Genomic DNA, 23,087 nt, shown 5'->3' with positions numbered 1-23,087 from the left:
GAACTTTCCACCATGAAGCAGACTCTGACCTGCGTGCTTCTCCTCCTGCCGCTCCTGGCGGTGGTGACCGCCTCGGCCCAGACCTCCACGAACCCGTCGGTCGTCGTGAAGACGTCGATGGGGAGCTTCACGATCGAGCTCTACCCCGACAAGGCGCCGGAGACGGTGAAGAACTTCCTCCTTTACGTCGACGAGGGCTTCTACACGGGGACGATCTTCCACCGGGTCATCGACGGTTTCATGGTCCAGGGGGGCGGTCTCGACAAGGAGATGGCGAAGAAGGCGACGCGCGCGCCGATCGTCAACGAGGCGGGCAACAAGCTGAAGAACATCGTCGGGACGGTCGCGATGGCGCGCACGGGCGAGCCGAACAGCGCGACGGCGCAGTTCTTCGTCAACGTGAAGGACAACGCCTTCCTCGACTACCGCGACAGCTCCCGCGACGGGATCGGCTATTGCGTCTTCGGCAAGGTCGTCCAGGGAATGGACGTCGTCGACAAGATCAGGGCCGTCCCGACGGGGACGAAGGGCGGAATGCAGAACGTACCGCTGACGCCGGTCGTCATCGAGTCGGTCACCCGCGTCAAGGCCGCGCCGGCGGCGTAGGGTTCCCCCCCGGACCGGGTCGCCCTGATCCCGCCTCGCGTGGCGGCCGAACACACGGTGCCCCGACCCCTGCTAACGTCTCCACGCCGGTTCCCGGCGTGGAGGCTTCATGACCGGTCGTTTCGTTCACGCGTCCCTCGCCGCCCTGCTTCTCGCGGCGACCACCACGGTGGCGGCGGTCGATGCTGCCCGGCTCGAGGGGCTGAAGGCCCGGAGCATCGGGCCGGCGGGCATGAGCGGCCGGATCGCCGCCATCGACGCCTTCGCTCCCGACCCGCGGATCGTCTTCGTGGGCGCGGCCTCTGGCGGCGTCTGGAAGTCGACGAACGGCGGTCTCACGTTCGAGCCGGTGTTCGACGAGCAGCCGGTCCACGCGATCGGGGCACTGGCCGTCGACCCGCGGACGCCCGACGTCGTGTGGGTCGGCACGGGCGAGGGGAACCTGCGCAACAGCGTCTCGCACGGCGACGGCGTCTACCTGACCCGCGACGGCGGAAAGACGTGGACGAACGCCGGGCTCGCGAAGACGGAGAGGATCCACCGGATACTCCTCCACCCGCGTGACCCTCAGACGGTCTGGGCCTGTGCGGTCGGTCCCGCGTGGAACGACGGGCCGGAGCGGGGCGTCTTTCGGACGACGGACGGCGGGAAGAGCTGGAAGAAGGTCCTCCACGTCGACGAGAAGACGGGCTGCGCCGACCTCGCGCTCGACCCGGGAAACCCCGACCACCTCCTCGCGGCGATGTGGGACTTCCGCCGGACGCCGCACATCTTCCGTTCTGGCGGGCCCGGGTCGGGGCTCCACGTGACGTGGGACGGCGGTGAAAGCTGGACGAGGCTCGGAGAGAAGGAAGGGGTCCCGAAGGGAACGCTCGGGAGGATCGGGCTCGCGTTCTGCGAAGGGCATCCGGAGGTCGTCTACGCCGTCGTCGAGGCGGAGAGGAACGTTCTCCTGCGCTCCGAGAACGGCGGACGCCACTTCGAGGTCGTCAGCGACTCTCCCTCGGTGAACCCGCGCCCCTTCTACTACGCGGACATTCGTGTCGACCCGCGGCAGCCGAATCGCGTCTACTCCCTCGCGACGCAGCTGCGCGTCTCGACGGACGGCGGCAGGACGTTCGAGAACGTCCGCGGGACGGGTCGCCAGCAGGTCCACGTCGACCACCACGCCCTCTGGATCGACCCGAAGGACCCGCAGCGGATGCTTCTCGGCAACGATGGCGGGCTCTACGAGAGCCGTGACCGGGGCGACGCGTTCCGCTTCGTCGGGACGCTTCCGATCGCGCAGTACTACCACGTGGCCGTCGACGGCGAGACCCCCTACAACGTCTACGGAGGGCTGCAGGACAACAACTCCTGGCGCGGGCCTTCGTCGGTCTGGCAGCGGGGGGGCGTGAAGGCGCACCACTGGAAGCGGGTCGGCGGCGGGGACGGCTTCGAGACGCTCCCTGACCCCCAGAACCCGGCCCAGGGCTATTCCCTCTCCCAGGGGGGCAACCTGATGCGCTGGGACGTGGGTACGGGCGAGGTCCGCGACGCCAAGCCGCAGGCGCCCGCCGGGACGAACCTGCGATTCAACTGGAGCGCAGCGCTCGCGGTCGACCCGTTCGAGCCGGCGACGGTCTGGCTCGGAAGCCAGTTCGTCCACCGATCGAGAGACCGGGGAGAGACGTGGGAGACGGTCAGCCCCGACCTGACGACGAACAACCCGGAGTGGCAGAAACAGGACACGAGCGGCGGTCTCACGCTCGACGTGACGGCGGCCGAAAACTACACGACGCTGGTCACGATCGCGCCGAGCCCGGTGGCGAAGGGGACGATCTGGACCGGGTCGGACGACGGGAGGATCCACGTGACGCGGGACGGCGGGGCGACCTGGACCTCCGTCGAGTCGTCGCTCCCCCCCGGCGCACCGAAGAACGCCCACGTCGCGGCGATCGAACCGTCGCGGCACGTCGCGGCGACGGCGTTCGCCGTCCTCGACAATCACCGCTGGGGCGACTTCGCACCGCACGTCTACCGGACGGACGACTTCGGGAAGACGTGGAAGAGCCTCGTGACGCCGGTGGTGAAGGGGTACGCGCTCGCCCTCGTGCAGGACCCCGTGAAGAGGGACCTCCTGTTCCTCGGGACGGAGACGGGGCTTTACGCCTCGCTCGACGGAGGGAAGGGCTGGCTGCACCTGAAGAGGGCGATCCCGACGGCGTCGGTGATGGACCTCGTCATCCATCCTTCCGAGGGCGACCTCGTCATCGCGACGCACGGCCGCGCGATCTGGATCCTCGACGACCTGACGCCCTTCCGCGAGATGTCGGACGAGACGCTCGGCCGGCCGCTCCACGTCTTCACCCCGGGCCCGGCACGGCAGCACTGGCGCGCGCCGGAGGACGGCGTGACGGGCGCGGGCGCGGCGGACTTCGCCGGCGCATCCAGGTCGTACGGGGCGCTGATCACCTTCTCCCTGAACGCGCCCGGCCTTCCGGCCGCGGGCGAGATGGAGCCGGTCCCGGCCCGACGCGCACGGGGCGGTCGTGGAGGCGATGGCGAGGACGGGGCCGACCCGTCGAGGCCGCGGGTCTCGATCCGCGTGACGGACGCGGCCGGGGCTCTCGTGAGGGTCTTCGACGCCCCGGCGAGGCAGGGTCTGAGCCGCGTGGCGTGGGACCTCGGGCGCGACGCCTGGCGCCGCTTTCCCCGCGCGCCCGACGCAGGTCCGCTCCCGGAGTGGCAGGCGTCGGGCCCGGAGGTTCCTCCGGGGGAGTACACGCTGACGCTGACGTTCAAGGACACGACCTCAAGCGCGAAAGTGACGGTCCTTCCGGACCCGCGGTCGAAGAACACCGCGGCCGACTGGGTGCGCCGGTGGGCGACGATCGAGCGGGCGGGCGGGATGCAGGAGAAGGCGGCGGAGGCGGCGATCCGGATCCGCCGGACGCGCGACGACGTGTCCGTCGTGGAGGAAAGACTGCGGCGCAGGACCGAGACGCTGCGCGACCCGGCCGAGCGGCGGAAGGCGAACGAGACGCCGCTGGCGAAGGAAGCGGACGCCCTGAAGAAGGCGTTGACGGAGAGGGAGAACCTCCTCTGGAGCCCGCCGGAAGCTGCGGGGATCTCCGCGCGCAACCGCGTGGCACAGGAGCTCCAGTCGGCGGCCGGCAACGTGGCCTCGTCGTGGGCGCCTCCGAGCCCGACACAGCTCGAGAGGCTTCGCCAGGCCGAGGCGCGCCTGGCGAAGTACCTCGCCGAGCTCGACGCCTTCTACGCGAAGGACGTGGCCCAGTTCCGGGAGAAGGCGGCGAAGGAAGGGGTAGGGCTGCTGGCGCCGTAGCCCCCGGGCCATCTGGCACGAAGCGCCTTCGTCTCCGGGATTGCGACCCGGGCCTTGCGGGGCATCTGGAAGGGCTCTACCGGGCCTTCCGGATCAGCTCCTTCATCTCCGGGGTCTTCGCGGTGTCGAGGAGGAGCTTGCGGAACTTCTCGACCTTCGCGCCCGACCGCAGGAGGAGCTTCACGACGTCGACGTGGTTCTCCATGACGGGCCCGTGGAGGACCGGCGCGCCGCTCGGGGCCGAGTTGGGGTCTGCTCCGGCCTTCAGGAGGATCTCGGTCACCTCGAGCTGTCCCTGGCGCGCGGCCTCGTGCAGCGGCGTCATGCCGTAGTCGTTCCCCTTCTTCACGTCGGCGCCGGCATCGACGAGCATCCGGACGATCCCGGCGTCGTTGGCGTTGATCGCCTCGGCGACGATCGTCGCTCCGTACTCCATCGCCGGGGCGTTCTTCGCGTCGGGCCTCGCGCCTCCGGCGATGAGGGCCTTCAGGGAATCGCCGTTCTTCTGCGAGACCGCGAGCCAGAGGGCGGTCCGGCCTCGGTCGTCCTTCGTGGCCGGGTCGAAGCCGGCGGCGAGAAAGAGCGCGATCGCTCTCGTGTCGCCACCGTCGACACGGCTGAAGAAGGTCTTCGCGTCGAAGGCGAGGCCCATCTTCTTCAGGTCGCCCTTCGGGTCGGACGACGCCGTGGGGGACGCGCCCGGAGCGGCCCCGGGAGTGGCCGCGCTCCCCTTCGGCGCGATCGTCGGCTTCGTCGCCACCTCGACCTTCTTCGCTCCCTCGAGAAGCGGAACGACGTTCGGCGACGTGTTCGTCTTCGCGAGCTGGACGAGGGACTTCCCGTCGGGAGTCTTCTGAGCCGGGTCGGCCCCGTACTGGAGGAGGACCGGAACCATCTTCACGCGGTCGAAGGCGGCGGCGAGGTAAAGCGGCGTCTGGCGCTGGGAGTCCTTCGCGTCGACCTTCGCCCCGGCCTCGAGGAGGATCCGGGCGGCGGCCGGGTTGTCCCACTCGGTCGCCTCGTGGAGGGGCGTCCGGCCGTTCTTGAACTTCGCGTTCACGTCGGCGCCGGCCGCGACGAGGGCCTCGAGGGCCGCGGTCTTCCCGGCCTTCAGACCGAAGTAGAGCGCGGTCTGCTGGTACTGGTCGCGAGCCTCCAGCGGCGCGCCCGCGGCGATCAGGGCCGACGTGATCTCGCCGTCGCCTTCTCCGGCGGCCACGTGGAGAGCCGTCTTCCCCCACGAGCAGACCGCCTTCGGATCGGCCCCCGCCGCGAGGAGGGCGGCGACGTTCTTCGCAGCGGGCTCGTCGGCGGCCTCGCAGAGGGGCGTGTCACCGTCCCCGGAAGCGGCGTTCGGGTTCGCGCCCGCCTTCAGGAGGAGCGCGAGGACCTTCCCCTCGGCGTTCCCGGCGGCGCGGTGAAGGGCGGTGACTCCCTTGTCGTCGGCCGTATCCGCGGACATGCCGGCCTCGAGGAAGAGCGAGACCATCTTCACGTCCTCGGTGTGCACCTCCCAGAGGAACTTCTCGGCGGTGAAGGCGAGACCTTCCTTGTCGAGCTTCTTCCTCGCTTTCGCGGGGTCGGCGGCGCCGGCCGGAAGGGCGAGGGTGAGTGCGGCGAGCGCTGCGGCGATCTTCGTGAAACGCGGCATGGAGCCTCCTCGAAGAGGCCGGCGCGCGGTGCGCGGCGGCGTCGGTCTGTTCCTGAAAGAGGCGGAGTCTAGCAGCGCGTCGGGGGCGGCACGGCTTCGAAGAGCCGGGCGAAGGTCTGCTCCTACGCCCGGTGCCCTGGCCGCCGCTCCCAGGCCTCGAAGATCTTCTCGAGGTAGACCGACTTCACCTGCTCCCGGGCGAGCGCCCGCTCCACCGGGGGGAGGCGGAGGATGGCGCCGAGGAGCGTTCCGAGGATCCTGTGGCTCGCCAGGGCCCGGTCGTCGAAGACGAGGTCCGCGAGGTGCCCCCGCTCGAGCGCCATCCTCACGACGCGCCGCGCCGTGTCGCGCGGGGGAATCACGCGTTCCTCCCGCCTCACGAGACGGAGCGCATCCCGCCGGCAGGCCTGGACGCAGACGCCGCAGCCGAGGCACGCCTCTGCCGCGAGGTTCGCGACCCGGCGTCCGGGGACGCCCGGGTCCGCCGCGGGGCGCAGCGACATCGCCTCGACGGGACAGGACTTCGCGCAGGCCCCGCAGCCGTTGCACCGCCCGGCGTCGACCTCGGGAAGGAAGCCGGTCGTGTGGACGGGCCGGCAGGCCCCGAAGCGCTTCTGGGCCAGGAGCGCCTCGCAGCAGCACCCGCAGCAGTTGCAGACGAAAGCGACGGTTTCCCGCACGTTCTCGCCGAACTGGACGAGGCCGCGCGCGCGCGCCTCGGCGAGGAGGTCGAGCGCCTCGGCGGCGTCGATCCGGCGGGCGAATCCGTGGCGGGAGAGGGAGTCGGCGGTCGTCCCGAACGTGAGGCAGATCTCGAGCGGGGCCCCGCAGGCCCGGCCGACGTGGGACATCTTGTGCCGGCAGTAGCAGACGCCGACCGCCGCGTGGCGGGCCGTCCGCGCCACGGCGCTCGCCCTCTCCCAGTCGAGGACCTGCAGGACGTCGTCGTCGGCGACGGCGTCCTCGTTCACGAAGACGCGCCCGAGCTGCGTCTCGCCGCGGGCGAAGAGCTCGCGGACGAAGTCCTCCTCGACGTTGAGGTACTCGTAGAAGAGCCGAGCGAGGGTTTTCTGGTCCACGTCGTCGCGGACCCGCATCATCGAGAACTCGAAGAAGCCGGCCATCGGCGGCGGGAGGACCCATCGCGTCTCGCCGTCGCGCTCGGCATCCAGGAGGAGGGCCCGCGCGGCCAGGGCGTCGAGGGTCCTCCGGGTCTCGGCGGGGGACGTCTTCCAGGCCCTGGAGGCGGTCGCGAGCGTGAACGGCTTCACGGGGAGCAGCGCGACGAGCCCGGCTTCACGCTCCGTGAAGAGGAGGGCGAGGATCCTGTAGAGGAGGTCCGACGGGGGCGCGCCCTGCGGAAAGCGGTTCAGCCGCTCGACGAGGTCCCGGTAACCGGAGCGCGCCGTGGCGTGGGCCACGGGCCCATTCTCCCAATAAAAAGAGCCGCCCATCGGAGCGGCTTGGAGGAGAGGCTGGAGTGTGCGCCACCCTTCTTAATGCAGGGGGCGTGCCAACCCCTCCGGTGCCATTTCGGCCAGATTCGGGACTGGTTCCATCCGAGTGCGCCGGGGACAGGAGTGCCCCGGCGGCACCCGGGTGATCCGGGTCACGCCTCCACGACGACGTCGTACCCCTCGTGGTGCAGGTGCTCGTCCACCTGGACGTGGATCGGCATCCCGACGTGCTCCTGGAGGTCCTCGATGAGGTGGCGCTCGTCGGAGGAGAGGGCACGCGAGATCTCGGGGTGGACGCGGAGGAAGAGGGCGTGCCCCTCGCCCGACGCGGTGCGCTTGAGGATCTCGCGGCGGATCTCGAGGAGGATCGTCGGGATGCTCTTGATGCGGCCCGAGCCCGAGCAGTAGGGGCAGGGCATCGTGAGGGCCCGCTCGAGGCTCTGCCGCTGCCTCTTGCGGGTGATCTCCACGAGCCCGAACTCGGAAACGGGGAGCATCCGGTTCTTCGAGCGGTCCTTCTTCAGCTCGGTCTCGAGAGCCGTGACGAGCTCCTGCCGGTGCTCCTCCTCTTCCATGTCGATGAAGTCCACGACGAGGAGCCCGCCCAGGTCGCGCAGGCGGATCTGCCTCACGATCTCCTGGATCGCCTCCATGTTCGTGCGCAGGACCGTGTCCTCGAGCCGCTTCTTGCCGATGTACTTGCCCGTGTTCACGTCGATGGCCACGAGCGCCTCGGTCTGGTTGATGACGATGTAGCCGCCCGACTTGAGCCAGACCTTCGACTTGAGGGCGTTCTCGATCTCCTGCTCGACGCCGAGCTCCTCGAAGAGGGGGCTCGACTTCCTGTAGAGCTTCACCTTGGCGACGAGGTTCGGCTGCACCTGGTCGAGGAACTCGACGATGCGCCGGTACTCCTCGTCGTCGTCGACCCAGAGGACGGAGAACTCCTGGGCGAAGATGTCGCGCGCGGCCCGGAGCGTCAGGTCGAGGTCGCGGTGCAGGAGGGCGGGAGCGCCCGAACGCTCGGCGCGCTTGCGGATCTGCTCCCAGAGCCGCGCGAGGTAGCGCTTGTCGGCGGCGAACTCGTCCGCCGCCCGCCCCTCGCCCGCGGTCCTCACGATGAACCCGCCGGGGCCCTTGCGCAGGGAGGTGAGGATGTCGCGGAGCCGGACGCGCTCCTCCTCGTTCTCGATGCGGCGCGAGACGCCGACGTGGTCGATCGACGGCATGTAGACGAGCGTCCGCCCGGGAAGCGTGACGTGGGTCGTGATCCGCACGCCCTTGTGGGCGATCTGGTCCTTCGTCACCTGGACGACGAGCTCCTGCCCCTCGCGGAGGAGCTCGTCGATGGACGGGAGCGGTGCCCGCGCCGGGGGCTCGGCCTCGACCTGCGCCGGCGCCGCTGGTGCGGACTCGTCGGACTCGGCCTCGGCCCCGTTCTCCTCCATCCCGCCGAAGCGGTCGAAGTCCTCGACCTCCTCCCCGACGTCGGCGACGTAGAGGAAGGCGTCCTTCTCGAGGCCGATGTCGACGAAGGCCGACTGCATCCCCGGCAGGACCCGCGTGACGCGGCCCTTGTAGATGTTGCCGACGACGCCGCGCTGGCGGCGCCGTTCGATCTGCACCTCGGCGACGCGGCCGTCCTCGAGGACGGCCACCCGGGTCTCGCGATCGTTTGCGGAGATGAGGAGCTCTTTCTGCATGACTGCCTCTACACGTTGACGAACCGGCGCTGGGCCACGGAGAGGACGAGGCCGGTCATCGCCCAGGTTGCGATGATCGACGAGCCTCCGTAGGAGACGAACGGCAGGGTGATGCCCGTCGTCGGCATGAGCCCGACGTTCATGGCGATGTTGGCCGCGGCCTGCGCCACGACGTTCAGGATGACGAGGAGGACGAGCATCGAGCCGCCCCGGTCGCGCGCGTCCCGCGCGATGGCCAGCCCCCGGGCGAGGAAGAGACCGTAGAGGCCGACGACGGTGGCGACGCCGGCGAAGCCGCGCTCTTCGGCGAGCGCGGCGAAGATGAAGTCGGAGTGCCGCACCGGGAGGAACCCGAGCCGGCTCTGGGTCCCTTCCTTCCACCCCTTGCCGGTGATCCCTCCCGAGCCGATCGCGATGCGCGCCTGGCGCACCTGGTAGCCGGCGCCGCGGGCGGCGAGGTCGGGGTCGAGGAAGGTCCGGATCCGGTCCTTCTGGTAGTCCTTCAGGACGAACCACGACGCGCCGGCGGCGAGCGTGCCCGCCAGGAAGAGGGCGCCCCAGACGCGGCCCGGGAGCCCGCCGAGGTAGAGGGCCGCGAGGAGGAAGGGGGAATAGGTGAGCGCCACGCCGAGGTCGGGCTGGAGGAGGACGAGGGCCATCGGGAGCGCGACGACGCCGACGAGCACCCCGACCGTCTTCGCGGAGAGGCGGGGGCGGTCGTCGTTCTCGAGGATCCACGCGAGGAGGAGGACGGTGGAAATGCGCGCGAGCTCGGACGGCTGGATCTGGAATCCGCCGAAGAGCCTGATCCACGACTTCGCGCCCGCGATCGTCGGGCCGAAGATCGGGAGCCAGATGAGCGGCAGGAGGGAGAAGGCGAAGAGGCCGGGCGAGGCCCTGAGGAGGAGGCGGTAGTCGAAGACGGCGAAGAACGTCGCCGCCACCAGTCCCGCGACGAGGAAGAGCGCCTGGCGGCCGCCGAGGCCTCCCCGGGGGGTCCCGGAGGTCGTCGAGACGACCATGGCGATGCCGATGCCGGAGAGGACGAGCGCGGCGAGCAGGAGCGGGACGTCCAGGCGCCGCGGGAGCGCCTCGGAAAGGCGCGACACGTCAGGTCCCCCGCCGTGGCGAGAGGGGAGGGCCGCTCTGCTCCGCGGTGTCGGAGCCTCCACGGGGCGTCGCCTCGGGGAGGGGCACGGCCGGAGAGGCGGGCGGCGGGACGCTCCCGGGGCGCAGGTAGGCCTCGACGAGGCGCGTCGCGAGAGGGGCGGCGGCCGAGCCGCCGTGGAGACCGTTCTCGACGAAGACGACGACGACGATCTTGGCGTCGTCCTTCGGGGCGAACGCCGCGAACCAGGCGTGGTCCCTGAGCTTTTCAGGGAGGAGGTGCGCCTTCTTCGCCTCTTTCTGGCCGACGACCTGGACCGTCCCGGTCTTGCCGCAGATGTCGAGACCCTCGACGCGGTAACGCCAGGCGGTCCCGCCGGGGAGGTTCACGACGCGCCAGAGGCCCTCGACGATCGTCTCCCGCGCGCCGGGCGGGTAGGGGATGTGCTCGCGAACCGGCGGCCGGAAGGCGACCCGGGCGCCGCTGCGCACGTGCTCGCCGATCCGGAAGAGGTGCGGCACGGGAAGGGCGCCGTCGGCGTTGGCGATGCCTGCGAAGGCCCGCGCCGTCTGGAGAGCCGAAACGAGGAGCGGCCCCTGCCCGATGGCGACGGAGATCGTCTCGCCCGGGTACCAGGCGTGCTTGCGAACGGCCTTGCTCCACTCGGGGGACGGGACGGTCCCCGGCTTCTCGGGACCGAGGTCGACGCCCGTCGGGCGGCCGAACCCGAAGAGCCGGGCCGTGGCGGCGAGGGTGTCGATGCCGAGCCTCTTGCCCATCGTGTAGAAGTAGACGTCGCACGAGACCTGGAGCGCCGTCGGGAGGTCGACGTCCCCGTGGACTCCGTGACACCGGAACCTCCGGCCGTAGAACGTGGCCGAACCGGGGCAGTGGACGCGCTCGGAGGAGTCGATCCCGTTCGAGAGGATCGCGTGGGCGACGAACGCCTTCCAGACCGAGCCGGGGGAATAGACGTTCTGGATGGCCCTGTTCTGGAGCGGCCGGTCCTCGTTGCCGACGATCGCGTCCCACTCGGTGCGGCTGACGCGGCGGGAAAAGACGTTCGGGTCGAAGGCCGGGGCCGAGACGAACGCCAGGACCTCGCCGGTCTTCGGGTCGAGGGCGACCGCCGTTCCGACCTTGTCGCGGAAGTAGTCGTCGGCGAGCCGCTGGAGGTCGAGATCGATGTTCAGGACGAGGGTGTTCCCGGGAAGCGGGTCGACGCGGTCGAGCTCGGCGACCTCGCGTCCGAACGAGTCGATGACGAAGGTCCGGAGGCCCGACGTCCCCGCGAGGAGGTCCTGGTAGGCGGCCTCGACGCCGTTCTGCCCGATCGCCTCCCCGGCGCGGACGCGGCCGGCGCGGGCGGCGAGCTGGTCGGGGCCCGCCTCGCCGAGGTGGCCCAGGAGGTGCGCCGTGACCGAGCCCTGCGTGTAGACGCGGCGTTCGGTCGTCTGGACGACCAGCTCGGGGTGCTCGAGGGCGTGCGCCTCGACGGCGCCGACCTCGGCGACGGTCAGGTCGTCGTCGAGGACGACCGGGACGAAGTCGTAGCTCGCCCGCGAGCGTTCGACGCGGCGGCGGAGGTCGTCCAGCCCGCGTCCCAGGAGGCTCGCCACGAAGCGGAGCGATCCGTCGACGTCCTGCGACTCCCGCCGGTAGAGGAGGAGCGTGAAGGACGGCTCGTTCTCGGCGAGGAGCTTCCCGTTTCGATCGAGGATGAAGCCGCGCGAGGCGTTGATGGGGACGGAACGCTGCCGGTTGTTCTCGGCCTGGCGGGCGTACTCGTCGCCGCGGAAGACCTGGTGGACCCAGTAGACCCCGAGCAGGAGCGCGAGGAAGGAGAACGCACCTGCAGCGAGCCGGTCGATCCGGTGGAGAAGGGGTCGGCGGTCCTCGCGGGCGCTTGCGGGCATCTGGCGGCCCGACTATGCCAGCTTCCGCCGCCGCCGGGCCGCCCGCGCTTCCTTCCACGGGTAGCGGACGCCGGCCTGGAGGAGGGCGGCGAGGACGCCTGTCCCCGCGGCGCGGAGGGTGATGGCCAGTGGGTCGGGGAGGAGCAGCTCTCCCCTGAGGACCCAGACGAGGCCGGTCAGGACGAGGCCGTCGAGGGCGACGGCGGCCCAGGCGAGGAGGCCGAACATGACCGGCTTCTCGACCAGGGCGCGCGCCCCGATCGCCGCCATCAGGTAGGCGAGGAGGATCTTGGAGAAGGCATTCAGGCCGAGGAGCCTCACCGGCGAGGTGAGGGCGTCCTGGGCGAGCCCGGCGAGGAGCCCCGTGAGCATCGCCGGGATCGCGCGCCCCCGGCGGGATACGGACGCGACCGGGAGAAGGAAGAGGTCGGGGGGGTGGGGGAGTCGCAGCACCCCGAGGAGGAGCGTGAAGAGCGCCGCCAGGGCGACGCCCAGGACGGCGGTCATGGTCCCGATCGCGCCGGGAACGGGGGGGCGGACGCAGGCGCGGGCGCGTCGGGCCGGAGGGGAGGGAAGACGAAGACGAGAGTCTCGTGCATCGGGTCGGCCGAGACCCTGACGGGAAGCTCCAGGAAGAGCGAGGCGCCCGGGCGCCTCACGGCGGAGATCTTCCCGACGAGGAGACCGCGCGGGTAGATCCCGTCCGTGCCTGCCGTGACGACCTCGTCATCGACGGCGACGTCGGCGATGGCCGGGACGTACTGGAGGCTCGCGCCCGACGAGCCGTCGCCGCGCGCGACGGCCGCGCGGCCGGTCCGCGGGAGGAGGATCCCGGTGGCCGCGGTCCGGTCGGAGAGGAGCTGGACCCGGGCGCCCCGCTCCCCCGCCGCCACCACGCGGCCGAGAAGACCCGCCTCCCCCACGACCGCCCCGCCCGGGACGATGCCGTCGGCGCGACCGCGGTCCAGGAGCGCGGTCTGGAACGGCCCGGCGGTCTCCACCACGACGATGCGCGCGGGGCGGGTCCCCTCCGGGGGCGACGGGACGGCGCCGAGCAGCTTCACGAACTGGTCCCTTTCGAGGCGGGCCTCGCGCAGGGCGTGGAGCTGGACCTGGAGGCTCGTCACCCGCGCTCTCAGGGCGTCGTTCTCGGACCTCAGGGCCGAGAACGACGAGAACCGCTCCCTCACCGAGAGAGCCTCCGCACGGATCCCGGTCGTCCCGCGAACGAGGACGGAAGCCGCGTCGAGGAGCCACTCCTCGGCGAGCGTTCCGCCTCCCGCCCTCCTCACCTGCACGGAGAGGAGGATGACGCAGCTGCCGAGGAGCGCCGCCAGGACGAGCGCCGGCCGTGCGGGAGAGAGCGGAGCGGCCAGGGGGCCCTCAGTCGACCGAGATCTTCCGGAGCAGGTCGACGTCCGCCAGCATCGCTCCGGTCCCGAGCGCAACCGAGTCGAGCGGCAGCTCGGCGATCGTGATCGGGAGGCCGGTCTCCTCGCGCAGGCGGCGGTCGAGGTTCTTCAGGAGCGAGCCGCCGCCCGTGAGGACGATCCCCTTGTCCATGATGTCGGCCGAGAGCTCGGGGGGCGTCTTCTCGAGTGCGACGCGGACGGCGTTGACGATGGTCCCGACCGTCTCGGCGAGCGCCTCGCGCACCTCGGCGTCGGTCAGCGTGAGGGTCTTCGGGATCCCCTCGACGAGGTCGCGGCCCTTGATCTCCATCGTGAGCGGCTCGTCGAGCGGGAAGGCCGAGCCGATCTCGATCTTGATCTGCTCCGCGGTCCGCTCGCCGATCAGGAGGTTGTACTTCCTCTTGATGTACTGGATGACCGCCTCGTCCATCTCGTTCGACGCGACGCGGACCGACTTCGAGTAGACGATGCCGGCCAGCGAGATGACGGCGACGTCGGTCGTGCCGCCGCCGATGTCGACGATCATGTTCCCGGTCGGCTCGGTGATCGGCAGGCCCGAGCCGATCGCGGCCGCCATGGCCTGCTCGATGATGAAGACCTCGCTCGCGCCCGCCTGGAGGGCGGAGTCCTTCACGGCCCGCTTCTCGACCTGCGTGATGTCCGACGGGACCGAGATGACGATCCTCGGCCTCACGAAAGGCGAGCGGCCGTTCGCCTTCTTGATGAAGTAGTCGAGCATCTTCTCGGTGATCTCGAAGTCGGCGATGACGCCGTCCTTCATGGGGCGGATGGCGACGATGTTCCCGGGCGTCCGGCCGAGCATGTCCTTGGCCGCGCCCCCCACCGCCTCGACCCTGTTGGTGACGCGATTGACGGCGACGATGGACGGTTCGCGGACGACGATTCCGCGCCCCTCGGCGAAGACGAGGGTGTTGGCCGTGCCGAGGTCGACGGCGAGGTCCGAGGAGAACCAGGAGAAGAGTGAGCGGAAACCCAAGGGACGTTCCTTTCCGGGCCGGGCGCCCGAAGGCGCGTTGCGGTCTAGTAGATCTCGATCATCACCGTCTCTCGACGGAGGGTCTCGTTTCCCGCGCCGTCCACGGCGCGCACGGTGAGGACGTTGACCCCTTCGTTCGCGAAGGAGATGACTTTCTTGAAGGTCCCGGAGGCGTCGACGTCGGCCGGCTCGCCGTTCACCGACACCGCCGCACCCGGCTCGGAGCGCCCCGAGAGGATGACGAGCGTGCCGTTCACCTGGGGGCGCGAGAGAACGAGCTCGGGCGGGGTGCTGTCGGGTCCGCCGGACGTTCGCCCGCCCCGGAGGACCTTGAACCGCCGCGTCGGCGACCACTCGGAGACGACGTTGCCCTTTCCGAGCGTGGCGACGCGCCAGTAGAACGCCCCCTCTTCGGTCACCGACACGACCGCTTCCGGGCGCGGGCGATCGTCGACGATGACGATCGAGTCGGGGATGTAGAGGCGGCTCCGTGCGATCTGGAGCCTGTACCGTGCGGCCCCCGGGACCGGGGACCACTTGAGTGTGAGGGGCTGGGGGCGGTTCAGGTCGAAAACGGCGGCGTCGTCAGGGGCGATCGGGCGGGGCGGGTCGGGCAGGATCGTCTTCGGTCCCAGCCCACCCGCGCTGGCGACGACGCGTTCGCGGTCGCCGAGGGTGACGGAGCCCGACGCCGTGGAGAGCGTGACCCGGCCGCGATAGGTCGAGACCCCCGTCGCCTTGGAGGGGTCGACATCGACCCCGACGTTCGATCGCGAGGCGATGTCGGCCGTGGCGGCGTCGGTCCGGACGATGGACCGGGACCCCTCGCCCGTGTCGATGTCGACGGTGCCGACGATGAACTTGATCTCGGACTGCCTCTTCGGCTCCCCCTCGCCGGCCCCTGCGAACGTCTTGCCGCGGTGGACCTCGAAAAGGGTTTCCGGCTTGATCCGGTAGAAGGTCCCGTCGACGGCCATGACCTCGGCGAGGCCGTTGGCGCCCGTCTTCAGGAAGTCCCCTTCGTAGAGCTTCATCCCGACGCGCGCCCCTTCCCATGTGGCGCGGCTTGCGCGCTGGATCTCGACGCGTCCGCCGAGCTCCATGATGGCGGCGTCGTGCCGCAGCGTCCCGGCGCCGGAGGTGATCCTGAGGGCGAGCTGGCGTGCCTCGACCGCTTCCTTCAGCGCGTCGGCGTAGCGGGCGCCCGCGTGGGAGGCGCGGGCGTTCTCGAGCTTCTGGGCCGCTACGGCGATCTCCTCCCGGGCGCGGATCGCGCCGGGCGAAGTCCTGGCCTTGGCGAGGAGCTCGTCTGCGGCCGCGATCTCGCGGGTCGCGCGCCCCGCGAGGTCGTCGCCCCGGTTGAGCCACCAGTAGATCCCTGCAGACACGAGAATCGCGGCCCCGACGAGGAGCAGCACCCAGCGCCAGAGGGTCTCCTTGGAGACGTAGTACCAGTCGAGCTCGACCTCGAACCGGCGCCCGTCCTTCTTTGCAGCCATAACCTTTGCGTCTTCAGCCGCTTACCGGCGAAGCTCCATTTATATCACGGTGCCGGTCGCTCCTTGTCGGGCCGGTCGGCCCGCGCTATCCTCCAGCGCTTGCGGCGTCGGGAGCCCGGCGCCCGGTCGGAGAGGGAATGCTCAAGACTTTCAGGGAAAATTTCAAGCACCTCAAGTGGGTTCTGTGGGCGGTCATCGCCGTCTTCGTCATCTTCGTCTTCGCGGACTGGGGAATGGGGGCGGCGGGAGGCGGTGGCAGCGACGTCGACTTCGCAGCCAGGGTCGGCTCGTCGAAGATCACCGAGGTGGAGTTCCGGCGGGAGTACGTCCAGGCCGAGGAACGGTATCGGCAGATGTACGGGCAGAGCTTCAGCCCCGAGCTCGCGCGGGCCATCAATCTCCCCTCGCAGGTGCTGAACTCGCTCGTGGACAGGCGGCTCCTGCGGGGCGAGACGGAGCGCCTCGGGCTCTCCGTGTCCGACGCGGAGGTCACGGCCCGGATCCTGAAGATGAGGGACCAGCAGGGGAACCTCCTCTTCGTGAAGGACGGGGTCTTCGTCGGCGAGGTGATCTACCGGCGGATGCTCGCCGGCGCCAACCTCAGCCCCGAGGGCTTCGAGGCCGACACGCGCGAGCAGGCGCTCATGGAGAAGCTGAACCGGTTCGTCACGGAGTCCGCGTTCGTCGGCGAGGACGAGCTGAAGGCCGACTTCGAGGGGCGGACGGTGAAGGCGAAGATCGCCTACGCCCTCGTCCCGGCCCCCGCCCTCTCGCCGGAGTCGATCCCGGACGCCGAGGCAGAGGCCCACTTCAAGAAGAGATCGTCCGACTACCAGCTCCCCGAGCGGCGCAAGGCGAAGTACCTCCTCGTGGAGAGCGCGCAGCTGCGTGCCGAGGCGGCGCGGAAGGTCACGGACGCCGACGTCGCGGCGGAATACGCGAAGAGCCTCGACACCTACAGGAAGGGTGAGGAAGTCACCGTTCGGCACATCCTCTACAAGGCGGACGGAACCCCGGCGTCCGACGCGGCCGCCAGGGCAAAGGCCGACTCCGCCGTGAAGCGCCTGAAGGGGGGCGCCGATTTCGCCGCCCTCGCGAAGGCCGAGTCCGAGGATCCGGGCTCGAAGGACTCCGGCGGCGAGCTGGGGGCCGTTGCGCGCGGGCGGATGGTCAAGGAGTTCGAGGACGCGGCCTTCGGCGCGGCGAAGGACGACGTCGTCGGCCCGGTCAAGTCGCCGTTCGGATTTCACGTCCTCCAGGTGACCGGCCGGAGCGCCGAACGCGTCCAGCCGCTCTTCGAAGTCTCCGCGTCGATCCGCGGTCGCCTCGAGGAGGATCGGGCGGGCGACGAGGCCCGGCGCCTCGCGCGCGAGCTGGCCGACCGGGTCGGCAAGCTCGGCAAGAATCCCTCCGACGACGACCTCAGGAAGCTGACGCGGCCGGGCGTGACGTTCAACGAGACCGAGCTCGTCGCCCGCACCGACGCGCCAGCCGGCATCGGCCCGAACCCGAGCTTCATGCAGCTTCTCTTCGAGCTGCCGGTCGGCGAGGTCTCCGAGCCCGTCGCCACGGCGCGCGGCGAGGTGATCCTGAAGCCGGTCGAGGTGAAGGCGGCCGGGCCGGCGGCGTTCGCCGACGTGAAGGCCCGCGTGAAGGCCGACCTCGTGAAGACCAAGCAGCAGGAGACCGCCCTCGCCGCCGCGCGCGCGGCGATGACCCCGGGAGCCTCGCTCGAGGATGTCGCGAAGACGGCGGGTGTGCGGGTCGAGACCCCCGACGCTTTTCCGAAAGCGGGGCCCGTGCCGGGCCTCGGGACGGGCAAGGCTCTCCTGGACGCCGCGTTCTCCGCGGCCGTCGGCGAGACGAAGGGCCCGGTCTGGGTGGCCGATCGCGGCGCCGCGATCCTCCGGGTCCTGGAGGTCACGCCTTTCGACGCCGACGCTTTCGCAAAGCAGAAGGGCGAGGCCCTCGACCGCCTGCGCCAGCAGAAGGCCGGGCGGCTCTTCCAGTCGCTCGTCCAGCGGCTGCGGGCCGAGGCGCGCATCGAGGTCAACAAGGAGCTCCTGGCCCGCTTCTCCGGGCAGGCATGACCGGAGCGTGATCGGGCGCCTCTCGGGAATCGTCCTGGAGAAGCGGCCCGACAGGGCCGTGGTCGACGCCTCGGGCGTCGGCTACGAGCTCCACGTTCCCCTCGGGACGTTTGCCTCTCTCCCCGATATCGGGGAGAGAGCCAGCCTCCACGTCCACACGCACGTACGGGAGGACGCCCTCCTCCTCTTCGGTTTCGCCACGTCCGAGGAGAAGGCCCTCTTCGAGCGGCTCATCACGGTCTCGGGAATCGGTCCGAGGCTGGCGCTCGTGGTCTTGTCGGGGCTTCCGCTCCCCGAGCTCGTCGGTGCGATCGCCGCGCAGAACGTCGCGCGTCTGTCGACGATCCCCGGTGTCGGCAAGAAGCTGGCGGAGCGGCTCGGGGTGGAGCTGAAGGACAAGGTCTCGGGGATCCTCTCCTCGTCTTCCTCCTCGACGGCCTTCGGGGTCCCCTCGGCCCTGGGCGGCCTTCTCGACGACGCCGTCGGGGCCCTCGTCAACCTCGGCTACCGCAAGCCGCAGGCGGAGGCGGCCGTGAAGGCGGCGGGCGACGTGGCCGGCACGACGGACCTCCCGGCGCTCCTCTCGGCGGCGCTGCGGCTCCTGTCGCGGTGAGCCGGAGGGCTCGACGATGGACGAACGCCTCCTCGCGGGCAGCCCGGAGCCTGAAGAGCGCGAGCCGGAACGAACGCTGCGGCCGACGGACCTCGGCGACTTCATCGGCCAGACGAAGCTGAAGGAGACGCTCGGCGTCTTTCTCACCGCGGCGCGGCGTCGGCGCGAGCCGCTCGACCACGTCCTCCTCTTCGGTCCCCCGGGCCTGGGGAAGACGACACTGGCGCACATCATCGCGCGCGAGATGGGCGCCCAGGTCCGGGTGACGGCGGGGCCGGTCCTCGAGAAGGCCGGGGACCTCGCCGCGATCCTGACGAACCTCGGGCCGGGCGACGTCCTCTTCATCGACGAGATCCACCGCATTCCCGCCGCCGTCGAGGAGATCCTCTACCCCGCGCTCGAGGACGGAAAGCTGGACCTCGTCATCGGCACCGGACCCGCCGCGCGAACGGTGGAGCTGCGGCTGCAGCCCTTCACGCTCGTCGGAGCGACGACGCGCGCGGGGCTCCTCTCGACGCCGCTCACCGCGCGGTTCGGCATCACGCACCGGCTCGACTACTACGACACGGCGTCGCTGAAGACGATCGTCCTCAGGTCCGCCGAGATCCTCGGCTGCCCGATCGACGAGGACGGCGCCGGCGAGATCGCGCGGCGCAGCCGCGGGACACCACGCATCGCGAACCGGCTCCTCAGGCGCGTCCGCGACTTCGTCGAGGTGGCGGGAGAGAGCCGGATCTCGGCCGCGGGGGCGCGGTCGTCGCTCGACCGGCTGGAGGTCGACCACTTCGGCCTCGACGAGCTGGACCGCCGGATCCTCGGGACGATCGTCGACCGTTTCGGCGGCGGCCCGGTGGGCCTGTCGGCCCTCGCGCACTCGCTCGGCGAGGACAAGGGGACGCTCGAAGATCTCTACGAGCCGTTCCTCCTGCAGTCCGGCTTCCTGTCGCGGACCCCGAAGGGGCGCGTCGCGACCGCGCTCGCGTACCGGCACCTCGGCCTGCCTCCCCGGTCGGCCGCGGGGCCGCTCTTCGACGGTCCGGCGTGAGGCGCGGCCTCCTCGTCTACAACCCGGCGGCGGGAGGACGCGACCGGACCGCGCAGATGGCGGCCCTCGCGGACGGCGCCCGGAGCCGCGGCGTCGTTCTCTCCCTCCTCGCAACGGAGAGGCCCGGCCACGCCACCCAGCTCGTCTCCGACAGGCTCGCGGACGGGCCGGACCTCGTCGCCGTCGCCGGCGGCGACGGGACCATCGCCGAGGCGGCGAGCGCGCTCGTGGGGAGCGACGTTCCGCTGGCGATCCTCCCCGCGGGGACGACGAACGTCGTCGCCCGGGAGCTCGGCCTCGGGAAGAGCCCGGAGGAAGCGGCCCAGTTCCTGACCTCGACCCAGACCCGGACGCTGACGACCTGGCCCACGGCGGGCCGGACGTCGCTCATCTGCACCGGCGTCGGCTTCGACGCGCGCGTCATGGCGAACGTCAACCCGACGCTCAAGCGCCTTTTCGGGCGGGTCGGGTTCTCGCTGACGGCGACGTGGGAGTGGTGCCGCTACGAGTTCCCGACGATCGAGGTGACGGGCCTGCGCGCCGACGGCGCTCCCTTCACCCGCCGCGCGACGTTCGTCGTCGCGGCGAACACGAGCAAGTACGCCGGCGACGCGATCCTCTCGCCGTTCGCCGACCCGGGTGACGACCTCCTCGACCTCGTCCTGTTCACGTCCGAAAGACGCATCGACCTCCTCCAGTTCTACCGTCTCCTTCCCGGCGGCAAGGCGCGGCAGCTCGACGTGAGGGGCGTCGAGCGATTCCCGGTGAAGAGCTTCACCGCCCGCTCCCTCGCCGGGTACGAGCTGGAAGTGCAGGTCGATGGGGAGGGCGCCGGCAGGACGCCCGTCACCGTCGGACCAGCCGGCGGAAGGGTCCGTTTCCTCGTTCCGCCGGGTTCCGCGCGCTGACTGCCGCGCGTCGCGCCCGCTCAACCTGTCGCGTGGCCCGGTGTCGCTTGTGACCTCCGTCACAAGGTTGGCCCCGATCCGGGGGCGAGCCCAGAATCGCGCCATGAGCCTCTTCCGGGTCGTTCGCTCGTCTTGCGTGCTGTTCAGCGCGGCGCTTCTCCCGGCGTTCTCCGCCATCGGCGGCGTGGAGCCGGTCCTCGTCGCGTCGGGCCTCTCGAACCCGCTGCGCGTCACGGCGCCCGCGGGGGACTTTCAGCGGCTCTTCGTCGCCGAGCAGGGGGGCAGGGTGCGGATCGTGAAGGACGGGGTCCTTCTCGGCGGGAGCTTCCTCGACCTCTCCGGGCGGATCAGCTCGGGCGGCGAGCGAGGTCTCCTGGGCCTGGCGTTTCACCCGGAGTACCGCCGGAACGGCCGGTTCTACGTGAACTACACCGACCCGCAGGGCCACACCGTCGTGTCCGAGTTCGTCGTCTCCTCGAATCCCGATTTCGCCACTCCCGGGAGCGAGAGGGTTCTCCTGCGCCGGACGCAGCCCTTCTCGAACCACAACGGAGGCCACCTCGCGTTCTCCCCGATCGACGGGACCCTGTACCTCGGTTTCGGCGATGGAGGGGGCGGCGGCGATCCGCAGAACCTCGCGCAGAACGACGGCACGTGGCTCGGGAAGATCCTCCGCATCGACGTGGACGGGCGGGACGCGGGGAAGGAGTACGCCGTCCCGGCCGACAACCCGTTCGCGGGCCGGACGAATCCCCTGCCCGAGATCTGGGCGAAGGGCCTGCGCAACCCGTGGCGCTTCTCGTTCGACCGGGCCAGCGGGGACCTCTGGATCGGCGACGTGGGGCAGGGGGCGTGGGAGGAGATCGACTGGCAGAGCGCTGCGTCCCCGGGAGGCGAGAACTACGGCTGGCGGCGGATGGAGGGAGCGCACTGCTACGACCCCGCGTCCGGTTGCCTGACGCCGTCGCTGACGCTCCCGATCCTCGAGTACGCGCACACCGTGAATCCCCGGCGCTGCTCGGTGACGGGTGGAGTCGTGGCGCGCGGGGCGTCGGTTCCCGAGATCGCGGGGCGCTACCTCTTCGCCGACTACTGCTCGGGCGAGCTGTTCAGCGTCCGGCGGCTCGGCAACGAGGTGATCGACGCGCGGAACCACAAGGCGGAGTGGATTCCGGCGGGTGGGTTTTCGATCGGCAGCGTGACGGACATCGGCGAGGACCCGCGAGGCGACGTGTACGTCACCGACTCGGCCGGTGGAGAGGTCTTCCGGCTGACGACGACGACGCCGTCGGCAATGCGCATCGTCCCGATCGTCCTCGACGCGACCGGCCAGGAGGGGTCGCGGTTCGCGACCGAGCTCGTCGTCGCGAACCGCGGCGCGAGCACCGCCACGATCCGCGCGACCTACACGCCGGCCCGGCGCTTCGGCGGGGCCGGCGGCGGGACGGTGTCGGAGCTGATCGGCCGCGGCCAGCAGAAGAGCTGGCCCGACGCCCTCGCGTGGCTCCGTTCGAAGGGGCTCGCGATTCCCGAAGCGTCGCAGGGCTCCCAGGGCGGGACGCTGCGGGTCGAGCTCACGGGCCTGGTCTCCGCCTCGGACGGCGTCGCTCTCGCGCGGACGACGACTCCTTCCGGGACCGGTCGCGCGGGGCTCGCCACCCCCGCGCCCCGCGCACAGGACCTCGTGTCCGAGAAGGCCGTCCTCTACGGCCTCCGGGAGACGCCGTCCGACCGGACGAATCTCGCGCTCCTCTCGGGAGCCGTCGCCGGGACGACGTACCTGCGCGTCTCGCTCCACTCCGCCGGCCGGACGTTCGTCCTGCCGGAGACGGTGGTCCTCGAGCCGGGCGAGTGGGTCCAGCTCGATGCGGTCCTGGTCCGCGCCGGCTTCTCCAGCGGCTGGGCGGTGGTCGAGCGGCTGTCGGGGCCCGGGCCGTTCTGGGCCTACGCGGTCTTCAACGACAACGGCACGAGCGACGGCTCTTACGTCGCGCCCGTGCCACCGGTGCGCTCCGTCGCGACCCAGGTCGTTCCCGTCGTCGTCGAGACGCCCGCCTTTCAGAGCGAGCTCGTCCTGGCGAACCCCGGAGACGCGCCCGTCACGGCCCGCCTCCTCTGGGTCGAGTCGCTCGCTACCCCCTCGCCGCGCCGGTTCACGGCGGCCGAGATCCTCGCCCCGGGGGAACAGAAGATCCTCCCGGCCATCGTGGATCGTCTTCGGTTGAGGGGGCTTCCGATCGGAGGCCGGGGCGGCTCGTACGCCGGGGCGCTCTTCGTGACGTTCGAGGGGGCCTCGGGACGTCCGGTTCAGGGGTACGCCGGGGCGAGGACGGCGTCGCCGGCCCCGGGGGGCGGCGCCTACGGGCTCTTCACGCCCGGCGCGGGCGTGGACGAGGCCGCGTGGCGCGAGGCGTGGCTCTTCGGCCTGCGGCAGGACGACGCCGTGAGGACCAACCTCGCGCTCCTGAACGCCGATGCGGACGGGGGCACGGTGACGCTGCGCTACGAGGCCTTCGAGGGGACGGCCGGCAGGAAGGTCGGGACGTCGCGCGACGTCGTTCTCGAACCGGGCGAGTGGGTCCAGGTGGATCGCGTCCTGCGCGAGTTCGCGCTGCGCGAGGGATACGTGAGGGTCTTCCGCGTTTCGGGGAGCGACCGCTTCGTCGCGTACGCGGTCGTCAACGACGGTCCGGTGCCGGGCGGGTCCGGGACGGACGACGGCAGCTTCGTTCCGATGGAAGCGGCCGAGTAGCG

At 71.0% G+C, this 23,087-nt stretch carries 16 protein-coding genes; 7 read left to right on the top strand and 9 right to left on the bottom strand.

Going from position 1 to position 23,087, the window contains the following annotated elements; genetic code table 11:
- The first annotated feature begins 12 nt into the window (after positions 1-12).
- Positions 13-606 carry a peptidyl-prolyl cis-trans isomerase gene (locus tag IPN03_16940; GenBank protein ID MBK9375360.1) on the top strand — a complete coding sequence of 198 codons (594 nt, stop codon included), beginning with the start codon at positions 13-15 and terminating at the stop codon, positions 604-606.
- Positions 607-715: 109 nt separating this feature from the next.
- A complete protein-coding gene (locus IPN03_16935) occupies positions 716-3,934 on the top strand; it encodes a hypothetical protein (protein ID MBK9375359.1) in 3,219 nt (1,072 codons plus the stop codon).
- A gap of 76 nt (positions 3,935-4,010) precedes the next feature.
- Here IPN03_16935 and IPN03_16930 read toward each other — a convergent pair whose 3' ends face one another.
- The 9 genes from IPN03_16930 to IPN03_16890 all read right to left on the bottom strand — a co-directional run bounded on the left by IPN03_16930 (position 4,011) and on the right by IPN03_16890 (position 15,677).
- A complete protein-coding gene (locus tag IPN03_16930; GenBank protein ID MBK9375358.1) occupies positions 4,011-5,585 on the bottom strand; it encodes an ankyrin repeat domain-containing protein in 1,575 nt (524 codons plus the stop codon).
- A 122-nt stretch (positions 5,586-5,707) separates the two neighbouring features.
- On the bottom strand, positions 5,708-7,006 hold the full coding sequence (locus tag IPN03_16925; protein MBK9375357.1) for a 4Fe-4S dicluster domain-containing protein: 1,299 nt from the start codon (positions 7,004-7,006) through the stop codon (positions 5,708-5,710).
- Between the two features lie 188 nt (positions 7,007-7,194).
- On the bottom strand, positions 7,195-8,745 hold the full coding sequence (locus tag IPN03_16920) for an Rne/Rng family ribonuclease (GenBank protein ID MBK9375356.1): 1,551 nt from the start codon (positions 8,743-8,745) through the stop codon (positions 7,195-7,197).
- Between the two features lie 8 nt (positions 8,746-8,753).
- On the bottom strand, positions 8,754-9,854 hold the full coding sequence (gene rodA / locus IPN03_16915) for a rod shape-determining protein RodA (protein MBK9375355.1): 1,101 nt from the start codon (positions 9,852-9,854) through the stop codon (positions 8,754-8,756).
- 1 nt (position 9,855) lies between these two features.
- On the bottom strand, positions 9,856-11,769 hold the full coding sequence (gene mrdA, locus IPN03_16910) for a penicillin-binding protein 2 (protein ID MBK9375354.1): 1,914 nt from the start codon (positions 11,767-11,769) through the stop codon (positions 9,856-9,858).
- 12 nt (positions 11,770-11,781) lie between these two features.
- The gene (locus tag IPN03_16905; GenBank protein ID MBK9375353.1) at positions 11,782-12,276 is read right to left on the bottom strand and encodes a hypothetical protein; all 495 of its coding nucleotides are present in this window, start codon (positions 12,274-12,276) and stop codon (positions 11,782-11,784) included.
- Complete coding sequence (locus IPN03_16900; GenBank protein MBK9375352.1) at positions 12,273-13,067, bottom strand: rod shape-determining protein MreC; 795 nt, start codon at positions 13,065-13,067, stop codon at positions 12,273-12,275. The genes IPN03_16905 and IPN03_16900 overlap by 4 nt, the downstream gene beginning before the upstream one ends.
- A gap of 85 nt (positions 13,068-13,152) precedes the next feature.
- Positions 13,153-14,178 carry a rod shape-determining protein gene (locus tag IPN03_16895; protein MBK9375351.1) on the bottom strand — a complete coding sequence of 342 codons (1,026 nt, stop codon included), beginning with the start codon at positions 14,176-14,178 and terminating at the stop codon, positions 13,153-13,155.
- A 44-nt stretch (positions 14,179-14,222) separates the two neighbouring features.
- The gene (locus tag IPN03_16890; protein ID MBK9375350.1) at positions 14,223-15,677 is read right to left on the bottom strand and encodes a hypothetical protein; all 1,455 of its coding nucleotides are present in this window, start codon (positions 15,675-15,677) and stop codon (positions 14,223-14,225) included.
- Positions 15,678-15,814: 137 nt separating this feature from the next.
- On the opposite strand from IPN03_16890, the gene IPN03_16885 reads away from it, so the two are divergent.
- The 5 genes from IPN03_16885 to IPN03_16865 all read left to right on the top strand — a co-directional run bounded on the left by IPN03_16885 (position 15,815) and on the right by IPN03_16865 (position 23,085).
- Positions 15,815-17,767 (top strand): SurA N-terminal domain-containing protein, encoded by a 1,953-nt coding sequence (locus IPN03_16885; GenBank protein MBK9375349.1) that lies wholly within the window; start codon positions 15,815-15,817, stop codon positions 17,765-17,767.
- Positions 17,768-17,774: 7 nt separating this feature from the next.
- Positions 17,775-18,380 (top strand): Holliday junction branch migration protein RuvA, encoded by a 606-nt coding sequence (ruvA, locus tag IPN03_16880; protein MBK9375348.1) that lies wholly within the window; start codon positions 17,775-17,777, stop codon positions 18,378-18,380.
- Between the two features lie 16 nt (positions 18,381-18,396).
- Positions 18,397-19,425 (top strand): Holliday junction branch migration DNA helicase RuvB, encoded by a 1,029-nt coding sequence (gene ruvB, locus IPN03_16875; protein MBK9375347.1) that lies wholly within the window; start codon positions 18,397-18,399, stop codon positions 19,423-19,425.
- Positions 19,422-20,333: an NAD(+)/NADH kinase gene (locus tag IPN03_16870; protein ID MBK9375346.1), complete on the top strand. Its 912-nt coding sequence runs from the start codon at positions 19,422-19,424 to the stop codon at positions 20,331-20,333. Before ruvB ends, IPN03_16870 begins: the two co-directional genes overlap by 4 nt.
- Before the next feature lie 103 nt (positions 20,334-20,436).
- Positions 20,437-23,085 carry a PQQ-dependent sugar dehydrogenase gene (locus IPN03_16865; GenBank protein ID MBK9375345.1) on the top strand — a complete coding sequence of 883 codons (2,649 nt, stop codon included), beginning with the start codon at positions 20,437-20,439 and terminating at the stop codon, positions 23,083-23,085.
- The last annotated feature ends 2 nt before the right edge of the window (positions 23,086-23,087 follow it).

The sequence above is a fragment of the Holophagales bacterium genome (assembly GCA_016719485.1).
GTDB lineage: Bacteria > Acidobacteriota > Thermoanaerobaculia > UBA5066 > UBA5066 > UBA5066.
This window is presented reverse-complemented; position numbering and strand designations above follow the sequence as displayed.

Coding starts and splice junctions, on each gene's coding strand:
- IPN03_16905 (MBK9375353.1), bottom strand. CDS start 12,276: ATGACCGCCGTCCTGGGCGTCGCCCTGGCGGCGCTCTTCACGCTCCTC.
- mrdA (MBK9375354.1), bottom strand. CDS start 11,769: ATGCCCGCAAGCGCCCGCGAGGACCGCCGACCCCTTCTCCACCGGATC.
- ruvB (MBK9375347.1), top strand. CDS start 18,397: ATGGACGAACGCCTCCTCGCGGGCAGCCCGGAGCCTGAAGAGCGCGAG.
- IPN03_16930 (MBK9375358.1), bottom strand. CDS start 5,585: ATGCCGCGTTTCACGAAGATCGCCGCAGCGCTCGCCGCACTCACCCTC.
- IPN03_16890 (MBK9375350.1), bottom strand. CDS start 15,677: ATGGCTGCAAAGAAGGACGGGCGCCGGTTCGAGGTCGAGCTCGACTGG.
- IPN03_16935 (MBK9375359.1), top strand. CDS start 716: ATGACCGGTCGTTTCGTTCACGCGTCCCTCGCCGCCCTGCTTCTCGCG.
- IPN03_16940 (MBK9375360.1), top strand. CDS start 13: ATGAAGCAGACTCTGACCTGCGTGCTTCTCCTCCTGCCGCTCCTGGCG.
- IPN03_16920 (MBK9375356.1), bottom strand. CDS start 8,745: ATGCAGAAAGAGCTCCTCATCTCCGCAAACGATCGCGAGACCCGGGTG.
- IPN03_16885 (MBK9375349.1), top strand. CDS start 15,815: ATGCTCAAGACTTTCAGGGAAAATTTCAAGCACCTCAAGTGGGTTCTG.
- IPN03_16865 (MBK9375345.1), top strand. CDS start 20,437: ATGAGCCTCTTCCGGGTCGTTCGCTCGTCTTGCGTGCTGTTCAGCGCG.